Genomic DNA, 15,111 nt, shown 5'->3' with positions numbered 1-15,111 from the left:
CTCGACGCGCCGGTGTCGGGCGGTGAAGTTGGCGCCAAAGCGGCGTCGCTGACCATCATGGTCGGCGGAAAACCGGATATTTTCGAGCGCGCAAGACCCCTGTTTGAAAAGATGGGCAAGAACATCACCCTGATCGGTGACGTTGGAAACGGTCAGGTTGCTAAGGTCGCCAATCAGATTGTTGTCGCCCTGAATATTCAGGCCGTTTCGGAAGCCCTTCGCTTTTCGAAAAAAGCCGGAGCGGACCCCTCGATCGTGCGCAAGGCCTTGATGGGTGGCTTTGCCGCGTCCCGCGTGCTGGAGGTTCACGGCGAAAGGATGATCAACGAAACATTCGAGCCCGGCTTTCGCATACGTTTGCATCACAAGGACATATCGCTCGCGCTTGAGTCGGCGCGTCTGCTCGAGCTTATGCTGCCCAACACTGCGATTGTTCATCAGTTGATGAATGGCGCGCTGGAAAGAGGTCTGGGCGACAAAGACCATTCGGCGTTGATCAAAGCCTTGTAGTTCAAACGAGACCTCCTGATTGACGGTCGGCAATCCAGGGTAAAGCGCGCAAAATCAGTAGATTAGCCCCTAGGTCAGGCCGCAAGAACGTTGGCGAGGGACTGCCTGTGGTCATTTCGGCTCTCCGTCCTGAAACGCAGTGAAGAACACGGATAGTCCGGGGCCTATGAATGGGCGGCGGTCACTTGAGAATGGGTGATCGCCAAGACGCGCGTCCTACAGGAATTTGCTCTTTCGACAGGTGTCGTTGGCGCCGGTCTTGCGTAACTTCCCCGTAATTTTCGGCGGCCATACGTCTCTGCCTTAGCGGTCGATGGACGGCCGCCGTGGCGATGAACGAAAGGACAGGCATGAAAAAGATCATTTCGGGCGTACTTGTTTGCGTGGCACTGACCGCCTGCAGCCAGACGGAGAAGGGCGCCGGCATCGGTGCGGCGAGCGGTGCTATCATCGGTGGGCTGGCAAGCGGTACCTGGGAAGGCGCCGCAGTGGGAGCCGCCGCAGGCGGCGCAGGTGGCGCTGTGATAGGCAACATCAGCGAACGGAACGACAGGAACCGCCGGGACCGTTGGGAACGACGGGATCACCGCGACTATAGCTGCAGATACCGGGATTATTACGGTCGCTGCCGCTAGAGATTGCAGCCGGCTGCCGCACGTCAAAGGCGAGAGTGATATCGAAAAACTCCGGCTCTTCACCCTCCGCAGCCACACCACTTCTATGACATCGGGAAATCTGACGGTCAGGACGTCACGAACGTTGAGCTTATCTCGATCACGGGCGGTCGTTTTGCTGTAAGGATTATCGGAAACGACAGTGCGACTTGAATGAGTAGGCGACTATGAAACTTCTACTTATCGAAGACGATCCAGAAATGACGGATGCCTTGAGGGTGGCCCTCTCGCAGCATGGCATTGTTCTTGATGCCGTTGGCGATCTGGCAACGGCGCGGGAAGCAATCGCCATGGCGGACTACGATATCGTCCTTATCGACCGGCAACTGCCTGATGGTGATGGCAGTACCTTTCTTGCGGATTTGCGTGGCGCAGGTTCAAACACGCGATCGATCATCATCTCCGCTCTGAGGTCCACCGACGAGCGTATATCCGGGCTGAATGACGGCGCTGATGATTATTTACCAAAGCCCTTCGAAATCGCTGAACTGGTCGCGAGAATGAGCGCTGTGCTGAGGAGGGCTCCGACAACGGGATCGTCCCTCCTGGCTGCCGGAAACGTTACCTACAATCGTGTGTCATGCGATGTACATGTCAATGGCGTCCGCCTTGCGCTCACCCGCAGGGAACTGCTGATCATCGAGACGCTTCTGAGAAACCGTGGTCGGACCGTGTTGCGCTCGTCCCTTGAGGGGCAGGTCTATTCCTTTGATGATGAGATCCAGTCGAACTCACTGGAATCCAACATGTCGCGGCTGCGCAGAAAGCTTGGCGAAGCGGAGGCCAACATCGTTATCAAAAACATTCGAGGCATAGGCTATTATCTTCATGAGCAGCAATAGGATGACCAGCACCTCCCTTCGCTGGCGTTTCACTTTCGGTTTTATTGTCCTGCAGCTCTGTGCGGTCATCGCCTCGCTCAGCTTGGTTTTCTATCTCCTTTCCGGCCTCAAGCCCGATGTGGCAATTACGTCCATCTGGCTGTCTCAGGAAATCGCAGATTCAGTCCGTCTCGAGCCGAATGGCCGAGCAAGTCTGATGCCAACGGCTGAACTTAAAGAGATTATGGAAGACTCGCCTAACCTTTGGTTCGTGGCAGACCTGGGCAAAGATATCGTTCTGGCACATGGCGTGCCTCCCGGGAAAATTGCCGATAACATGCCATTCTTGCGGACGTTCAGAAGTGTCGAACTTCATGGCGATCTAGATGATCCGTTGAGTGTGGGCCGCATGGAGCGTTTCGACACCCAGGCCGGTGAGGCGACGATCTTTGCTGGCGGTGTCCCGATGTCTCAATATGGTGTGACCGTGCTGCTGGGGAACCTTGCCATCGGTATTCCGGCGCTGATCCTCGTCGCCATTTCGCTCATTGGCGCTCCGTTTGTCACACGCTGGGCTTTGCGATCCTTCAGCGACCTGACCACGCGTCTCGACAGGATCGATCTCGACACACGTGGTGCCTTGGTGGAAGAGCGGGGTCTGCCCAATGAAGTGCTTCGCCTGGTGCGCGACATCAACAGGGCGCTGCGTCGTCTCGATAGCGGCTTCGAGGCGACGGAGCGCTTCTTCGTCAACGCGGCGCATGAACTTCGAACGCCGATCGCTGTCCTGCAGGTGAGGATTGATACGCTTTCGCCAAGTTCTGACAAGACCCACCTGCAGACGGCCATCAAGCGACTGACAGCGATCGCGAACCAGCTTCTCGACACCGAGAAGTACCGACAGAAGCCCCAGCAGAACGCACCTGTCGATCTCAACAGCGTTGTGTCGAAGGTGGTTGCCGATCTTGCTCCCCTGGCGATCTCTGAAGGCTACGAGATTTCGTTCGACAGCGATGCGGAAGATCTGTTCGTTCCGGGTGATGCCGAAGCTTTGGAGCGTGCATTCGTCAATCTGGTTCGTAATGCAGTCCAGTACGGAGGCGGAAGAGGACAGATATCAGTGAGCATTGAGGCTGACGGTAGCGTGATGGTCGCCGATCAGGGTTGCGGAATCGCCAGCGATAAGCAATCGCGCATATTCGAACCGTTCTACCGGGTCAGCCCTCACGGCTCAGGCGCGGGCCTGGGTCTCAGCATGGTCAATGAGATCGTGACCCGTCACGGCGGTTACGTTGAGCTTTCGTCCGCTCCAGGCAAGGGCAGCACATTTGCCGTGCGCTGGCGCGAGAAGCGCATTTTCCAGCGTCGGTAGCGGCCGGTGCCTGCGCTAAGGGGTCAGGGCATCCGTATCCGTCGGCGTTGGCTGGGCACGGCCGCGATCGCCTGATATGTGGCGGGCAATCTCTGGCACGCCACCCACACTGCAAACACGCTTTGCCGATCGGTTGATTTTAAGGTGCATGCCAAACGGAGCAGCCGCGACGACGGCTCCCCGTAATTTTCAGGTAACTCTCGTGACAGAGAAAGCCCGCAAATTTCATAGCATGGGCCACGACTAAATGACACGAAACATCACCCGCAAGCGTCTCATCCTGTCGGCGGTAACCCTTGTCGGTTTGCTGGGCGTCTGGCTTCTGTTTCTGCGTTCGCCGGCGAAGCCTGAACTGGTAACGGCGCAGGCGCGAACGGGTGACATTGAAGAGGTGGTGCTGGCGACCGGGGTTCTCGAACCGCTCGAGCTGGTGCGTGTCGGCGCCCAGGCGTCGGGACGCATTGAGCATCTTGCTGTCAAGATCGGTGACATCGTCGAGGCGGGCCAATTGGTGGCCGAGATCGATTCCCAGACCCGGCGCAACACCTTGCGGGACCGCGAGGCCGCTTTGGCCAACATCCGCGCCGTTCACGCCGCGCGCCGCGCCGGTCTGGTGAAAGCCGAGAAGGATTTCGAGCGTGAGCGTGACCTGCTGGCAGGTGGTTCCACGCCGCGCGCCCAGTATGACGCCGCGGTTGCGACGCGAGACAGCGCGCGGGCTGAGGTTCAATCGGTGGACGCTCAGGTCGCCCAAGCGCAGGTCGCGCTGGAGTCTGCGGGTATAGAGCTGGACTATACGCGTATCACTGCTCCAATCGCGGGCACTGTGGTCGCGATCGTCACTGACGAGGGTCAAACCGTGAATGCCCTGCAGACTGCGCCGACCATCGTCATGATCGCGCGATTGGACACAATGACGGTCCGCGCGGACATTTCCGAGGCTGACGTCGTGCGTGTGCGACGAGGCCTGCCGGTCTGGTTCAGCATTCTTGGCGATCCGAAGCGCCGGTTCGATGGGGAGTTGCGACAGGTGGAACCGGCCCCGGCTTCCATCGCCAACGAGAGCAACGCCGCTGCTAGCCGGATTAACTCAACCAATGGCGCGGTCTATTACACCGGGCTGATCGATGTGGCGAATGCGGACGGTATCCTGCGACCGTCCATGACGGCGCAGGTGTCCATCGTCTTGAGCCGCGTCAGCGGCGCCGTGCTGGTTCCGCTCAGCGCAGTGGAAGGGGCACCCCGGGCAGGTGATACGGCGCGCGTGCGGATACTGGACGCGATAGGCGAGGTCCAGATCCGGCAGGTCCAGGTCGGCATCGATAACGGGGCGGACATCCAGATTCTCGACGGTCTTCAGGCAGGCGAGACCATCGTCCTGGGAGCATCCACGGACGAACGCACGGATGGCCAGGCGCAACTGGCCGCAGCGAAGCGGTAGGGCGCGCTATGACGGAACCACTGATCCGCGTACGTGGGGTATCCCGCGCTTTCCCCGCAGGCGACGAGATGGTGCGGGTGCTGAAAGACGTTGACCTCGACATCGAGGCCGGCGAGATGATGGCCATCATCGGTGCTTCTGGCTCCGGCAAGTCGACGCTGATGAACATCCTTGGCTGCCTCGATCGTCCGACGGACGGCAGCTACTGGATCGAAGGGCGCGAGACCTCGAAGATGTCGGTGGACGAACTCGCGGCACTACGCCGTGAGCGTTTTGGTTTCATCTTCCAGCGCTATCATCTGCTTGGCGATCTCAGCGCGGCCAGCAACGTCGAGGTGCCGGCCATCTATGCCGGACGCAGCCGATCCGACCGGCACAAGCGAGCGATCTCCTTGTTGACCCGGCTGGGGCTCGCCGAGCGGACGGGCAATATTCCGGGCAAGCTTTCGGGCGGCCAGCAGCAGCGGGTGTCGATCGCCCGCGCGTTGATGAATGGCGGCGAGATAATTCTGGCCGACGAACCGACCGGAGCGCTGGATACGCACAGTGGCGCCGAAGTCATGAAGATCCTGCGCGAGCTTCATGCCGAAGGGCACACCATCGTCCTCGTCACTCACGACAAGAAGATCGCCGAACATGCGGATCGGGTTGTAGAGATCAGCGACGGCGTTATCATTTCCGACGAGCGCAATGTATCCAAATCCGCCGCGAAGGCCCGTCCCGTCCGCGAGCACGCGCCGGGCGCTGGCTGGCGCGGCGCAATTGACCGGATGACTGAGGCCTTTCGTATGGCGGGCGCGGCAATATGGGCGCACAAAATGCGCTCGCTTCTGACCATGCTCGGTATTATCATCGGTATCGCCTCGGTAGCGGCAATCTCGGCGCTGGGCGCCGGTTCGCAGCAACAAATCCTGAGTAGTATCAGTTCGCTTGGCACCAACACGATCGAGGTGCGGGCCGGTAAAGGCTTCGGCGATCTGGAAGCGGGCAAGATACGGACCCTGGTTCCCGCCGATGCAGAAGCGCTGATGAACCAGCCCTATGTCGACAGCGTGACACCAACCGTCACGACAAGCGTAACTGTCAAGCGCGCCGCGGTGGCCGTCAATGCGTCAGTCACCGGCGTTGGCGCGGACTTCTTTCGTGTACGGGGTCTTGAGCTGGCGCATGGACAACTGTTCGACGCCCAGGATGTTATCGCCTACAGCCAGAATGTGGTGATCGATGCAAACGCCGCGCGAGACCTGTTTCCAGACGGGGCAAACCCGGTGGGGCAGGTCATCCTTCTGGGCACAATGCCGGCGAGGGTCATAGGCGTGACGAAACGGGAAAACTCCTTCGGCCCGGCGGTTGATACGTTGACTGTTTATGCGCCTTACACAACCGTTATGGGCCGCATGCTGGGTCGTCCGAACGTCGACGGCATAACGGTCCGTATCAGAGACGATGTCGATCCGGGCAATGTCGAGGCCGCAGTTTCGCGCCTTATCGAGCGTCGGCATGGCGCGAAAGACTTCTTCCTCACCAACTCAGCGACCATTCGCGAGACTATCGAGACCACCACGCAAACCCTGACATTGCTGATTTCGTCAGTCGCCGTGATCTCGCTGATTGTCGGCGGCATCGGCGTGATGAATATCATGCTGGTGTCCGTGACCGAACGCACCAAGGAGATCGGCGTTCGCGTGGCCGTTGGCGCACGCCGCTGCGATATCCTCTCCCAGTTTCTGATCGAGGCCGTCATGGTCTGCCTTGTCGGCGGCTTCATGGGAGTGATGCTCGCCCTCGGGATCAGCGCTCTTTTTAATTTCCTGAGCCCCGACTTCAAAATGATCTTCTCCTCTGGCTCCATCCTTGTGGCCTTCGCCTGCTCCACCCTGATCGGAATTGTCTTCGGCTTCCTTCCCGCCCGCAACGCGGCAAAGCTGGACCCAATAGAAGCCTTGGCACGCGAATGATGGCTGGAAAGGATGCGTGATGGCGTCGTGACGAATAGCAGTGGCCATTGCCGTTTGGAATTCCAATTGGGTCCGCCGCTCTGACTCGATCCTCAGCGCGAAGTGCCAATCCGCGCTTGAAGACATGCGATCTGCACTCCGTTCGACCACGCTATGCTGCTGCAAAGTGGAATGAGAAAGGAGAGCTACTAGGTGGTAGTATCCAGTTAGCTCCCACTCTCTTCATGTTTAAATCGTGGACCCGCGGGAGTGCGTTCAGGTCAACGTGCCGCCATCAACGGTCAGGATGGTTCCGGTGATTTGTCGGGCCGCGCCAGATGCGAGGAACGCTACGGCAGCCGCGACATCCTCCGGCTCGCCGTACCGGCCGAGCGGTATCAGGGCGCGCTGAAAATCTCCGAACTCGCCCTCGGCCGGGTTCATGTCCGTGTTGGTTGATCCTGGCTGAATGAGGTTGACAGTGATGTCACGGGGACCAAGTTCTCGCGCCAGACCGCGGGTAAACGATTGAAGTGCCGATTTGGTCATTGAATAAACCGTCGATGGTCCGACAATGCGTTCTGCGCCTGCGGAGCCGATTGTGACGATCCGGCCACCTTTGCCAAGATAAGGCATCGCGGCTTGCGACGCCAGGATCGGGGAGCGAGCGTTGACAGCGAAAAGAGCATCGATATCGGCAACGGTGAAATCCGCCACATCCTTGTAGATCGCGATAGCCGCATTGTTCACCAGGATGTCGAGGCCGCCCAAGGCTTGCGCCGCTTGATCAACCGACCGCTTAACCGCCTCTGGGTCCATGCTGTCAGCCTGGATAGCCAATGCCTTGCGGCCTTTGCCCTCGATTGTTGCGACGACTTGCGCTGCCCGATCAGCGGCGCGTTCGTACGTGATCGCAACGTCGGCGCCTTTTTCTGCCAGAGCTATCGCTATCGCGGCGCCAATGCCGCGGGACGCACCAGTCACAAGCGCACGTTTACCTGCTAGTTCACTCATCGATCATTCCTTTTATTGTCGATAGGGGAAATGTTCGCCCGGCCACATTGCGCAGGGCATCGTGCGGCCTGCCGCCGAACGATTATTTTGGTTCAAGCGATCAGGACGGGCAGACCGCTCAAGCGGCGATTGTCCATATCGTCATGCGCTCGGGCTATCTCATCAAACTCATAGCGGATGGTTTCGAGATCATCGAAAATGCCTGAGCGCAGCGCATCCCATAGCTCGGAAGTTGCGGTCTCAACTGCTGGTCCCCGGACATATTGAGGGGTCCCACCACTGCGGACAGCTACCCCCCGACGCACAAGATCTGGGGCCGGCGCTGGCTGACCCGTCGCGGCTCCAATCGCGGCAATCACGCCACCGTCACGTACACTCGACGCGCCCAGAGCAAAGGTCGCCCGGCCAACCAAATCATAGACGATGTCGACACCGTCAGGTGCGATCGCACGGATCTTGGCGGCGATGTCTGGCTCGCCAGCGTGGAAGGCATGGGTGGAGCCGGCCGCGACCCTGTCGAACTTGTTCCGCGATCCCGCGACGCCGATCACGGTTGCGCCCAGCGACGTTGCCCAGCGAGACAGGATAGCACCTACGCTTCCCGATGCCCCGAGTACCAGCACCGTCTCGGCGGATTTCAGATCATGGAGACCACGCATCCCCATCCAGGCCGTCGCACCCTTCGCCAGGAAGGTCGCCGCAGTCTCGTTCGAGATATCGGCGGGCAGGCGGATGAGCGGCGCGGTCGGAATGATCCTCTCGGTGGCATAGGCCCCTTCCGAAAAGAAGTAAGCGACCCGGTCACCGACCGACAGCCCTTCGACGCCGGATCCGACTTCGGAAATCGTCCCGGCCGCTTCAAAACCGGGAACCGCAGGCAACGCCATCGGATACTGGCCTCTCCGTATCATCGTATCGACAAAGTTGAGGCCGATCGCGTCTTGAATGAGCCTGACCTCGCCGGCACGTGGGGCGTGCAGGTCTTTCTCGATAACTTGCAAAACCGACGGTCCGCCCGCCGACTCCATTTGAATGAATCTTGTCACGATATTGTCTCCGGGTTTCAGATGGCGCGCCGCGCACCGATTGCACACGGCTGGAGCGCCGCGATGTTCAGTCGAACTTGACGAGATTGAGAGCGGGCAGGGGACCACCTGGGAACTGAAGCAGCTGGCTGCCGGCTGCAAGCCCGCCGAGATCGATCCCGAAAAAGCCGATGCGATCAATGATGGCAGAGACCTCAGCCTTCGCCCTCATATCGTCGCCCGAGTAAAACAGGACGCGCCTGCCTCCTTCCGAGTGGGGGTCGCCCGTTAGTTGGGTTGGCGTCAGATGGTTGAACGCCTTGACGACGAGCGCGCCTGGCACAAGGGCGGTGAAAATATCCGTAGAGGTGCGGCCGCCAAGGTCCGCAGGCCTGTAAAGCGGCGCTTCGATGGAGTTGTTGGCGTCGATTACGATCCTGTCGTCAAAGTTCAAACCGGTGAGCGCGCCAGGTATCTTTGACCAGGGGACTGCCACGAGAACGATGGCTTGCGCCGCGGCCTCTTGGACGCTTCCAGCCCGGATCGTGCTTCCAAGTTTTGAAACAAGCGCCGTGAGGCTTTCCGGTCCTCGGCTGTTTGCGATCACGGTTTCGATTCCTGCCCTGCCGAGCGCAGTGGCAAATGCGCTCCCGATATTGCCGGCTCCGATAATTCCAATGGTCATCACCCACTCCTTTACGGTTCGTGAGAATTCTGTCTGCGACGGTCGGTTTTCCCGCTACATCCTGGGCCTGATGCCGGTGGCGTTGCAGAAATTCGCTTTTGCTGTTGATTGGAATATGGCTGGCAAATACACCCAGCATAAGTCATAGATGGATTGTTTTAGTTTCAATCAATGCTTGAAGGTTACGTTTAATGGAGACACTGGCAAACCTCGAAGCGTTCGTTCGAAGCGCAGAAGCGAGCAGCTTTTCTGGGGCTGCACGGCGTCTCTCGATCACGCCGGCGGCAGTCAGCCGGAATGTTGCAATGCTGGAACGCAACCTCGGTATACGGCTCTTTCACCGCTCAACGCGGAAGTTGACCCTGACCGAGGCGGGGGAGTCGTTTTTGACAAGCATCGGCGACAGCCTGAACCACCTTCAGGGGGCAATCGACGGGGCATCACAAACGAAAGGCGAGCCCGTCGGTGTTTTGAAGCTCAGCATGAGTTTGTCATTCGCGATGGGATACGTTCTCCCCGCACTGCCCGACTTTCTGGCCCGTTATCCGGGCGTCCGACCTGACTGGCATTTCGACAGCCGCAAGGTCGATCTTATCGCTGAGGGTTTCGACGCCGCGATCGGCGGTGGTTTCGAACTCAATCCTGGCATCGTTTCCACGACGCTCGCACCCGTGCACGTTATCGCGGTGGCATCGCCCAGCTATTTTGCTGCACGTCGCCGGCCGGCCAGCCCCGCCGATCTGGCCGATCATGCCGGAATCTTGATGCGGTCCTCGAATTCGGGCCGGATCAGGCAATGGATGATGCGGGACGCTCAAGGACGCGAAGAGCGCGCGCTCCTCAACGAGACGATTGTGATGAGCGACGCCGCTCCCATGGTGCAGGCGGCGATCGCGGGGTTGGGCATTGCATTGTTGGCTGTACCCGATGTGCTGCCACATATGGAAAGTGGCGCGCTCGAACGTGTCCTTCCGAAGTGGTATGCCGATGCCGGATCTATCTCGCTCTACTACTCCGGCCGCGCGCTCCAACCGCTAAAGACACGCGCTTTCATCGACTTCTATACTGAGTATTTCCGTCGTGAGCGCCTCAGTGCCCGGCTTGCAGGCAGTCTAGGCTGATGTCCAAACGCCTTGTTAGCTTCCTTTGAAGCCGTGGTCGTTTGACTGCGTCGAATATCCCATATTCAACACATGCTTGAAGATGATCCAACCGATATGATGCTAATATTCTAGGACAGGGATGGGCAAATATATCACTCCACGGACACGCAAAAGGAGTGAAAAAATGACTGAATTAGCCTCGTCTCGATATCTTCCACTGAACGGGAAGATCGCACTTGTCACCGGTGGATCGCGATCTATCGGCGCATCGATCGCACAGCGTCTCGCAGCGGATGGCGCTCAGGTTGCCTTCACCTATCGTGGATCACCTGCGAAGGCTGAGGAAGTTGCTGTCGCCATAGAAAAAACGGGCGCGCGCGCGCTGGCTATTGCCGCTGATGCCGCTGATCCGGACGCGATACGCGCCGCCGTTGCTGCGACGGTCGATAAGTTCGGCGGCCTCGACATTTTGGTGAACAATGCCGGTATTGCCCTTGCCGGTCCCATCGACGAAATCGCCTTCGATGACTATCAGGCAATGCTCGCTGTCAACGTAACCGGCGTTTTCGTTGCCACGCAGGAGGCCGTGCGCCATATGAAGGATGGCGGCCGTATCATACAGATCGGCAGTTCGATCACGAAATATGCCGGGGTGCCCGGGCTGTCAGCATACGGCCTCACAAAAGGGGCCGTCGCCGGTTTCAACCGGAGTTTGGCTCATGACCTCGGGCCACGCGGCATTACAGTCAACACGGTGCATCCAGGCCCAACCGACACTGACATGAACCCTGTTGATGGCGAGTTTGCCGCTATGCAGATCTCGCGTATCGCGGTGGGCCGCTATGGAAAGCCCAAGGAAATTGCGGACGTGGTCGCATTTCTTGCAAGTCCGGAAGCCTCGTTTGTAACAGGTGCCGACATCCGGGCCGATGGTGGCTTCACATCCTGAAAATGCCCGGGGCGAAATGCAAAATTGCTGCGCCAAGCGCAGCGAATTCGACGCCTCACCAATAATCAACGGCTCAAGGCGGGCTTGAACGACGCGGTTGCAAGACGCCGCAGCGGCTTGGCACGATCAAAAACAAGGGTCGCCTTTGGTGGTTTCACCGTTGCGATCTCGATCTGGAATGCGCGCCCAGCCGCCGTTCAAGCGCAAAACCGCACCGTTTCATATGAACTCGTGTTCGCGCGTATCGGAACCGGACAATAAACACGCATCATCGACGGTGATCGAGGATGTTTTCCAGTCCTTTATCCCAGTAGGGTTGATTGCCGAAGCGATTTACAAGCCAGTCGATGAACACTCTCACTTTCGGTGCCAATTCGCGAGAGCTTGGATACAAGGCCCAAAGCGTCTGGGTTGAGACCAGCGGGTACTCCGGAAGGACCGGAACCAGCGCGCCGGACTGTAGCTCTTCCGACGCGCACCACGTGGCCATCAGCGCGATGCCCAGCCCGGCAGAAGCGGCATCGCGCACTGCAGTGCCGTCATTGATGCGGAGACCCGGAGTAACACGTCGTTCGATCACCATCGAACCGTTCCCCCGAAATGTCCAGAGATCGAGCGTGCCGACGACGAGGCAGGTATGTTCCGCGAGGTCGTCGGGCGTGCTGGGCCGGCCGCGTTTTTCGAGATATTCGGGTGACGCGACCAGCACCCGATTGTCGGGAGCAAGCCGCCGCGCGACAAAGGATGAGTCGCTGAGCTCGGTATAACGAACCGCCACATCAAAAGCACCTTCGACCAGATCAACGATGCTGTCCGAAATGCGCAAATCAAGTGCCAAACCGGGATATTGCCTGCAAAATTCAGCCAGGCCCGGCACAATATGCATTCGCGCGAACGAGGCAGGGGCCGCTATTCGCAATGTGCCGCGAGGCGCTGCTTGCTCTCGCCCAAGTGCCGCTCGGGCGGCCTCCGCAGCGACGACAATATGTTCCGCATGCGGCAGGAACGCCAGACCGTCTTCCGTCAAAGTTGCTTGCCGTGTAGTGCGATGGACGAGCCTTGCATTTAGTTTTCGCTCGAGAACCAACAGTTTGGCGCTAGCGCCAGCGGGCGTCAGACCCAAGTCGCGAGCTGCGGCACTGATGCTGCGAAGTTGAGCAATCCGCACGAAGAGATTTAATTCGTCCACGTCCATTCGCCGACTTTCAAAATTTTCTTGAAGGTGATCCTTAATCTGGGCCACTACCGAAAGCAATCGCGATAAATCACATAGAACATCGAAACGGCGTCGACGCTTCGAGGCCGCAATGCTGCGACGGCGGAGCAGGTTTCTCGTCCCACGCCGACGCCGGCGACAAGAATCATTACCTTCGATAAAAGAGGAGCCTGAAATGAAAGCGATGTCACTCAAATCCTTCGGCGGTCCAGAAGCCTTTGAGCTCGTCGAAATTCCAAAGCCAGTTCCTAAGGCGGGGCAGGTTTTGGTGCGGGTCCATGCCACATCGATCAATCCCCTCGACTACCAGGTTCGGCGAGGCGACTATCGCGACCTGGTGCCGTTGCCTGCAATTACCGGTCATGACGTATCGGGCGTTATCGAAGCGACCGGTCCGGGCGTAACAATGTTCGCTGCAGGGGACGAGGTCTGGTACACGCCGCAGATCTTCGACGGGCCAGGCAGTTACGCCGAATACCACGTTGCGCACGAAAACATCATCGGGCGCAAACCCAGCTCGCTGACCCATCTTGAGGCTGCGAGCCTTAGCCTGGTTGGCGGAACCGCCTGGGAAGCGCTTGTCTCGCGTGCTGCCCTGAGGGTGGGTGAAAGCATATTGATCCATGGCGGCGCTGGAGGGGTTGGGCACGTCGCTATCCAGGTTGCGAAAGCCATCGGAGCAAAGGTCTTTACGACCGTTCGCGAAGAAAACTTCGAGTTTGCGCGAAATGTGGGAGCGGACGTCGTCATTGATTACAGGAAAGAGGATTATGTCGCCGCCATCATGCGGGAGACCGAAGGCCGCGGAGTAGACGTCGTGTTTGACACCCTCGGCGGCGAAACATTGTCCCACAGCCCGAAGGCGCTTGCACAACTCGGCCGCGTCGTCTCGATCGTGGACATCGCACAGCCTCAAAATCTCATTGAGGCATGGGGCAGGAACGCGAGCTACCACTTCGTCTTCACGAGGCAGAACCAAGGCAAGCTCAACGAGCTGAGCACTCTGGTGGAACGCGGTCAGCTGAGTCCGCATATTGGCGCCGTCTATTCGCTCGCCGACCTTCCGCTTGCCCATGCGCTGCTCGAGAAACCAAACAACGGTTTGCGCGGCAAGATCGCGATTGCCATTGACCCGCAAGCCGACACAAAGGTGCAATCATGATTTACGAGATCGCTGTGCTGCCTGTCCAAAAGGACAAGATCAGCGAGTTCAGGCAAGCGTTCGGAGGTGTTGTTCCTTTGCTCACACGTGCGCGGGGTTACCGCGGTCATGTCCTCGCCCAGGGGATCGAAACGCCGGAGGTATTCAATCTGATCGTGCGATGGCGGTCGCTTGACGATCATACTCCGCGTTTCGACGCGAGCGAAGACCATGAGCAGTTCATGGGAGCCATACAGGAATACTTCTCGGGGGAACCGACGGTCTATCATCTCGAGGACGACAACAGCGGCTCGCGTGACTATCTTCCTGGGAAAAGCGGCGCGGCTTAGAGCGCACAACGGCAAGGGTTGCGCTAATAGCAACGCCGGGTTTCTCTGACGCCGACTTCCGCGATGCCACCATGTCCCTATTCTCCTGGCAACAACCAGCAAGGAGATCGCGACATGCCTGCAGTTCTAGTCCACGGCGTACCCGACACCCACCGGATCTGGGACACCGTTCGCTCTCATCTTGAACGCAGTGACATCGTCACGATCGATCTTCCCGGCTTCGGTCATCCGTTGCCGTCGGATTTCAGGTCAACAAAGGAAGAATATCTCGACTGGCTTATCAACCGGATCGATGAGTTCGGCGAACCCGTAGATCTGGTCGGTCATGACTGGGGCTGCCTGCTGACAGGCCGTCTGACGTCGATCCGGCCGGATCTGGTGCGGACCTGGACCGGCATCAGTGGGCCGATCGATCCGGAATATCCGTGGCACTATCTCGCCAAGATCTGGCAGACGCCAGGTGAAGGCGAGCAATGGATGAAGGATCTCGACCTCGAGGAATTTGCGGCGAAACTCGTCGAGGCGCAGATGCCGAAAGATGCGGCGGATGAATCGGTTCGGCATCTCGATACCACCATGCGGGCAAGCATTCTCGCACTTTACCGTTCCGCAATCGAGGTCGGGGAGGAGTGGAAGCCGGATCTACGCAGGATAACGGCGCCAGCACTCGTGATCTGGGGCCTGGACGATCCGTTTCTGCCGCACCGCTTCGCCGACGAGCTCGGCAACGCCGCGCACGCACGCGCCGTCGTTAAGCTGCGCGCCTCGCATTGGCCGATGATAGAGCGTCCGGCCGATGTCGCGCGCGAACTCGAGGCCCATTGGAGACACGCTTAACTCCCCGCGCTTGCGCCCAATCATTTGTCGGGAAAC

The 15,111-nt window shown here is 59.0% G+C and carries 14 protein-coding genes and 1 pseudogene; 11 read left to right on the top strand and 4 right to left on the bottom strand.

Features of this window, described 5'->3' with window-relative positions; all coding sequences use genetic code 11:
- From FHW77_RS25225 to FHW77_RS25200, 6 genes are all read left to right on the top strand, one after another.
- Nucleotides 1-510 (top strand): NAD-binding protein (locus tag FHW77_RS25225; RefSeq protein WP_182590937.1); only part of this gene is annotated, 510 nt, incomplete at its 5' end.
- Nucleotides 511-860: 350 nt separating this feature from the next.
- Nucleotides 861-1,145, top strand: a complete 285-nt coding sequence (locus tag FHW77_RS25220) for a YMGG-like glycine zipper-containing protein (protein WP_112416896.1) — start codon at nt 861-863, stop codon at nt 1,143-1,145.
- Nucleotides 1,146-1,351: 206 nt separating this feature from the next.
- Nucleotides 1,352-2,026: a response regulator gene (locus tag FHW77_RS25215; RefSeq protein ID WP_044459318.1), complete on the top strand. Its 675-nt coding sequence runs from the start codon at nt 1,352-1,354 to the stop codon at nt 2,024-2,026.
- A gap of 1 nt (nt 2,027) precedes the next feature.
- Nucleotides 2,028-3,377, top strand: a complete 1,350-nt coding sequence (locus tag FHW77_RS25210; protein WP_044459319.1) for a sensor histidine kinase — start codon at nt 2,028-2,030, stop codon at nt 3,375-3,377.
- A 247-nt stretch (nt 3,378-3,624) separates the two neighbouring features.
- Nucleotides 3,625-4,818 carry an efflux RND transporter periplasmic adaptor subunit gene (locus FHW77_RS25205; RefSeq protein ID WP_112416869.1) on the top strand — a complete coding sequence of 398 codons (1,194 nt, stop codon included), beginning with the start codon at nt 3,625-3,627 and terminating at the stop codon, nt 4,816-4,818.
- Nucleotides 4,819-4,826: 8 nt separating this feature from the next.
- On the top strand, nt 4,827-6,776 hold the full coding sequence (locus FHW77_RS25200) for a MacB family efflux pump subunit (protein ID WP_112416868.1): 1,950 nt from the start codon (nt 4,827-4,829) through the stop codon (nt 6,774-6,776).
- Between the two features lie 255 nt (nt 6,777-7,031).
- Here FHW77_RS25200 and FHW77_RS25195 read toward each other — a convergent pair whose 3' ends face one another.
- The 3 genes and pseudogenes from FHW77_RS25195 to FHW77_RS25185 form a co-directional block, all read right to left on the bottom strand.
- Nucleotides 7,032-7,769 carry an SDR family NAD(P)-dependent oxidoreductase gene (locus FHW77_RS25195; RefSeq protein ID WP_112416867.1) on the bottom strand — a complete coding sequence of 246 codons (738 nt, stop codon included), beginning with the start codon at nt 7,767-7,769 and terminating at the stop codon, nt 7,032-7,034.
- A 92-nt stretch (nt 7,770-7,861) separates the two neighbouring features.
- Nucleotides 7,862-8,815, bottom strand: a complete 954-nt coding sequence (locus FHW77_RS25190; protein ID WP_269842508.1) for a zinc-binding dehydrogenase — start codon at nt 8,813-8,815, stop codon at nt 7,862-7,864.
- Between the two features lie 67 nt (nt 8,816-8,882).
- Nucleotides 8,883-9,488 (bottom strand): annotated as a pseudogene (locus FHW77_RS25185) (NADPH-dependent F420 reductase); the annotation flags it as partial.
- Nucleotides 9,489-9,670: 182 nt separating this feature from the next.
- On the opposite strand from FHW77_RS25185, the gene FHW77_RS25180 reads away from it, so the two are divergent.
- Both FHW77_RS25180 and FHW77_RS25175 read left to right on the top strand, forming a co-directional pair.
- Nucleotides 9,671-10,600 (top strand): LysR family transcriptional regulator, encoded by a 930-nt coding sequence (locus FHW77_RS25180; RefSeq protein WP_107327356.1) that lies wholly within the window; start codon nt 9,671-9,673, stop codon nt 10,598-10,600.
- Nucleotides 10,601-10,766: 166 nt separating this feature from the next.
- Nucleotides 10,767-11,531: a 3-oxoacyl-ACP reductase family protein gene (locus FHW77_RS25175; RefSeq protein WP_112416864.1), complete on the top strand. Its 765-nt coding sequence runs from the start codon at nt 10,767-10,769 to the stop codon at nt 11,529-11,531.
- Between the two features lie 268 nt (nt 11,532-11,799).
- Here FHW77_RS25175 and FHW77_RS25170 read toward each other — a convergent pair whose 3' ends face one another.
- A complete protein-coding gene (locus FHW77_RS25170; RefSeq protein ID WP_107327358.1) occupies nt 11,800-12,726 on the bottom strand; it encodes a LysR family transcriptional regulator in 927 nt (308 codons plus the stop codon).
- A 196-nt stretch (nt 12,727-12,922) separates the two neighbouring features.
- On the opposite strand from FHW77_RS25170, the gene FHW77_RS25165 reads away from it, so the two are divergent.
- The 3 genes from FHW77_RS25165 (at nt 12,923) to FHW77_RS25155 (ending at nt 15,075) form a co-directional block, all read left to right on the top strand.
- Complete coding sequence (locus FHW77_RS25165; protein ID WP_182590936.1) at nt 12,923-13,909, top strand: zinc-dependent alcohol dehydrogenase family protein; 987 nt, start codon at nt 12,923-12,925, stop codon at nt 13,907-13,909.
- Complete coding sequence (locus tag FHW77_RS25160) at nt 13,906-14,238, top strand: antibiotic biosynthesis monooxygenase family protein (RefSeq protein WP_112416862.1); 333 nt, start codon at nt 13,906-13,908, stop codon at nt 14,236-14,238. The genes FHW77_RS25165 and FHW77_RS25160 overlap by 4 nt, the downstream gene beginning before the upstream one ends.
- Before the next feature lie 114 nt (nt 14,239-14,352).
- Nucleotides 14,353-15,075 (top strand): alpha/beta fold hydrolase, encoded by a 723-nt coding sequence (locus FHW77_RS25155; protein ID WP_107327361.1) that lies wholly within the window; start codon nt 14,353-14,355, stop codon nt 15,073-15,075.
- Nucleotides 15,076-15,111: the final 36 nt, after the last annotated feature.

Origin of the sequence: Agrobacterium sp. RC10-4-1 (genome assembly GCF_014138475.1) — a bacterium.
Taxonomy (GTDB): domain Bacteria; phylum Pseudomonadota; class Alphaproteobacteria; order Rhizobiales; family Rhizobiaceae; genus Agrobacterium; species Agrobacterium pusense.
Note: the sequence above shows the minus strand (reverse complement) of the source record. Positions and strands in the feature narration are given on the sequence as shown.

Excerpts from the sequence above, each read along its gene's own strand:
- FHW77_RS25220 (WP_112416896.1), top strand. The coding sequence starts at position 861 with ATGAAAAAGATCATTTCGGGCGTACTTGTTTGCGTGGCACTGACCGCC.
- FHW77_RS25215 (WP_044459318.1), top strand. The coding sequence starts at position 1,352 with ATGAAACTTCTACTTATCGAAGACGATCCAGAAATGACGGATGCCTTG.
- FHW77_RS25210 (WP_044459319.1), top strand. The coding sequence starts at position 2,028 with ATGACCAGCACCTCCCTTCGCTGGCGTTTCACTTTCGGTTTTATTGTC.
- FHW77_RS25205 (WP_112416869.1), top strand. The coding sequence starts at position 3,625 with ATGACACGAAACATCACCCGCAAGCGTCTCATCCTGTCGGCGGTAACC.
- FHW77_RS25200 (WP_112416868.1), top strand. The coding sequence starts at position 4,827 with ATGACGGAACCACTGATCCGCGTACGTGGGGTATCCCGCGCTTTCCCC.
- FHW77_RS25195 (WP_112416867.1), bottom strand. The coding sequence starts at position 7,769 with ATGAGTGAACTAGCAGGTAAACGTGCGCTTGTGACTGGTGCGTCCCGC.
- FHW77_RS25180 (WP_107327356.1), top strand. The coding sequence starts at position 9,671 with ATGGAGACACTGGCAAACCTCGAAGCGTTCGTTCGAAGCGCAGAAGCG.
- FHW77_RS25175 (WP_112416864.1), top strand. The coding sequence starts at position 10,767 with ATGACTGAATTAGCCTCGTCTCGATATCTTCCACTGAACGGGAAGATC.
- FHW77_RS25170 (WP_107327358.1), bottom strand. The coding sequence starts at position 12,726 with ATGGACGTGGACGAATTAAATCTCTTCGTGCGGATTGCTCAACTTCGC.
- FHW77_RS25165 (WP_182590936.1), top strand. The coding sequence starts at position 12,923 with ATGAAAGCGATGTCACTCAAATCCTTCGGCGGTCCAGAAGCCTTTGAG.
- FHW77_RS25160 (WP_112416862.1), top strand. The coding sequence starts at position 13,906 with ATGATTTACGAGATCGCTGTGCTGCCTGTCCAAAAGGACAAGATCAGC.
- FHW77_RS25155 (WP_107327361.1), top strand. The coding sequence starts at position 14,353 with ATGCCTGCAGTTCTAGTCCACGGCGTACCCGACACCCACCGGATCTGG.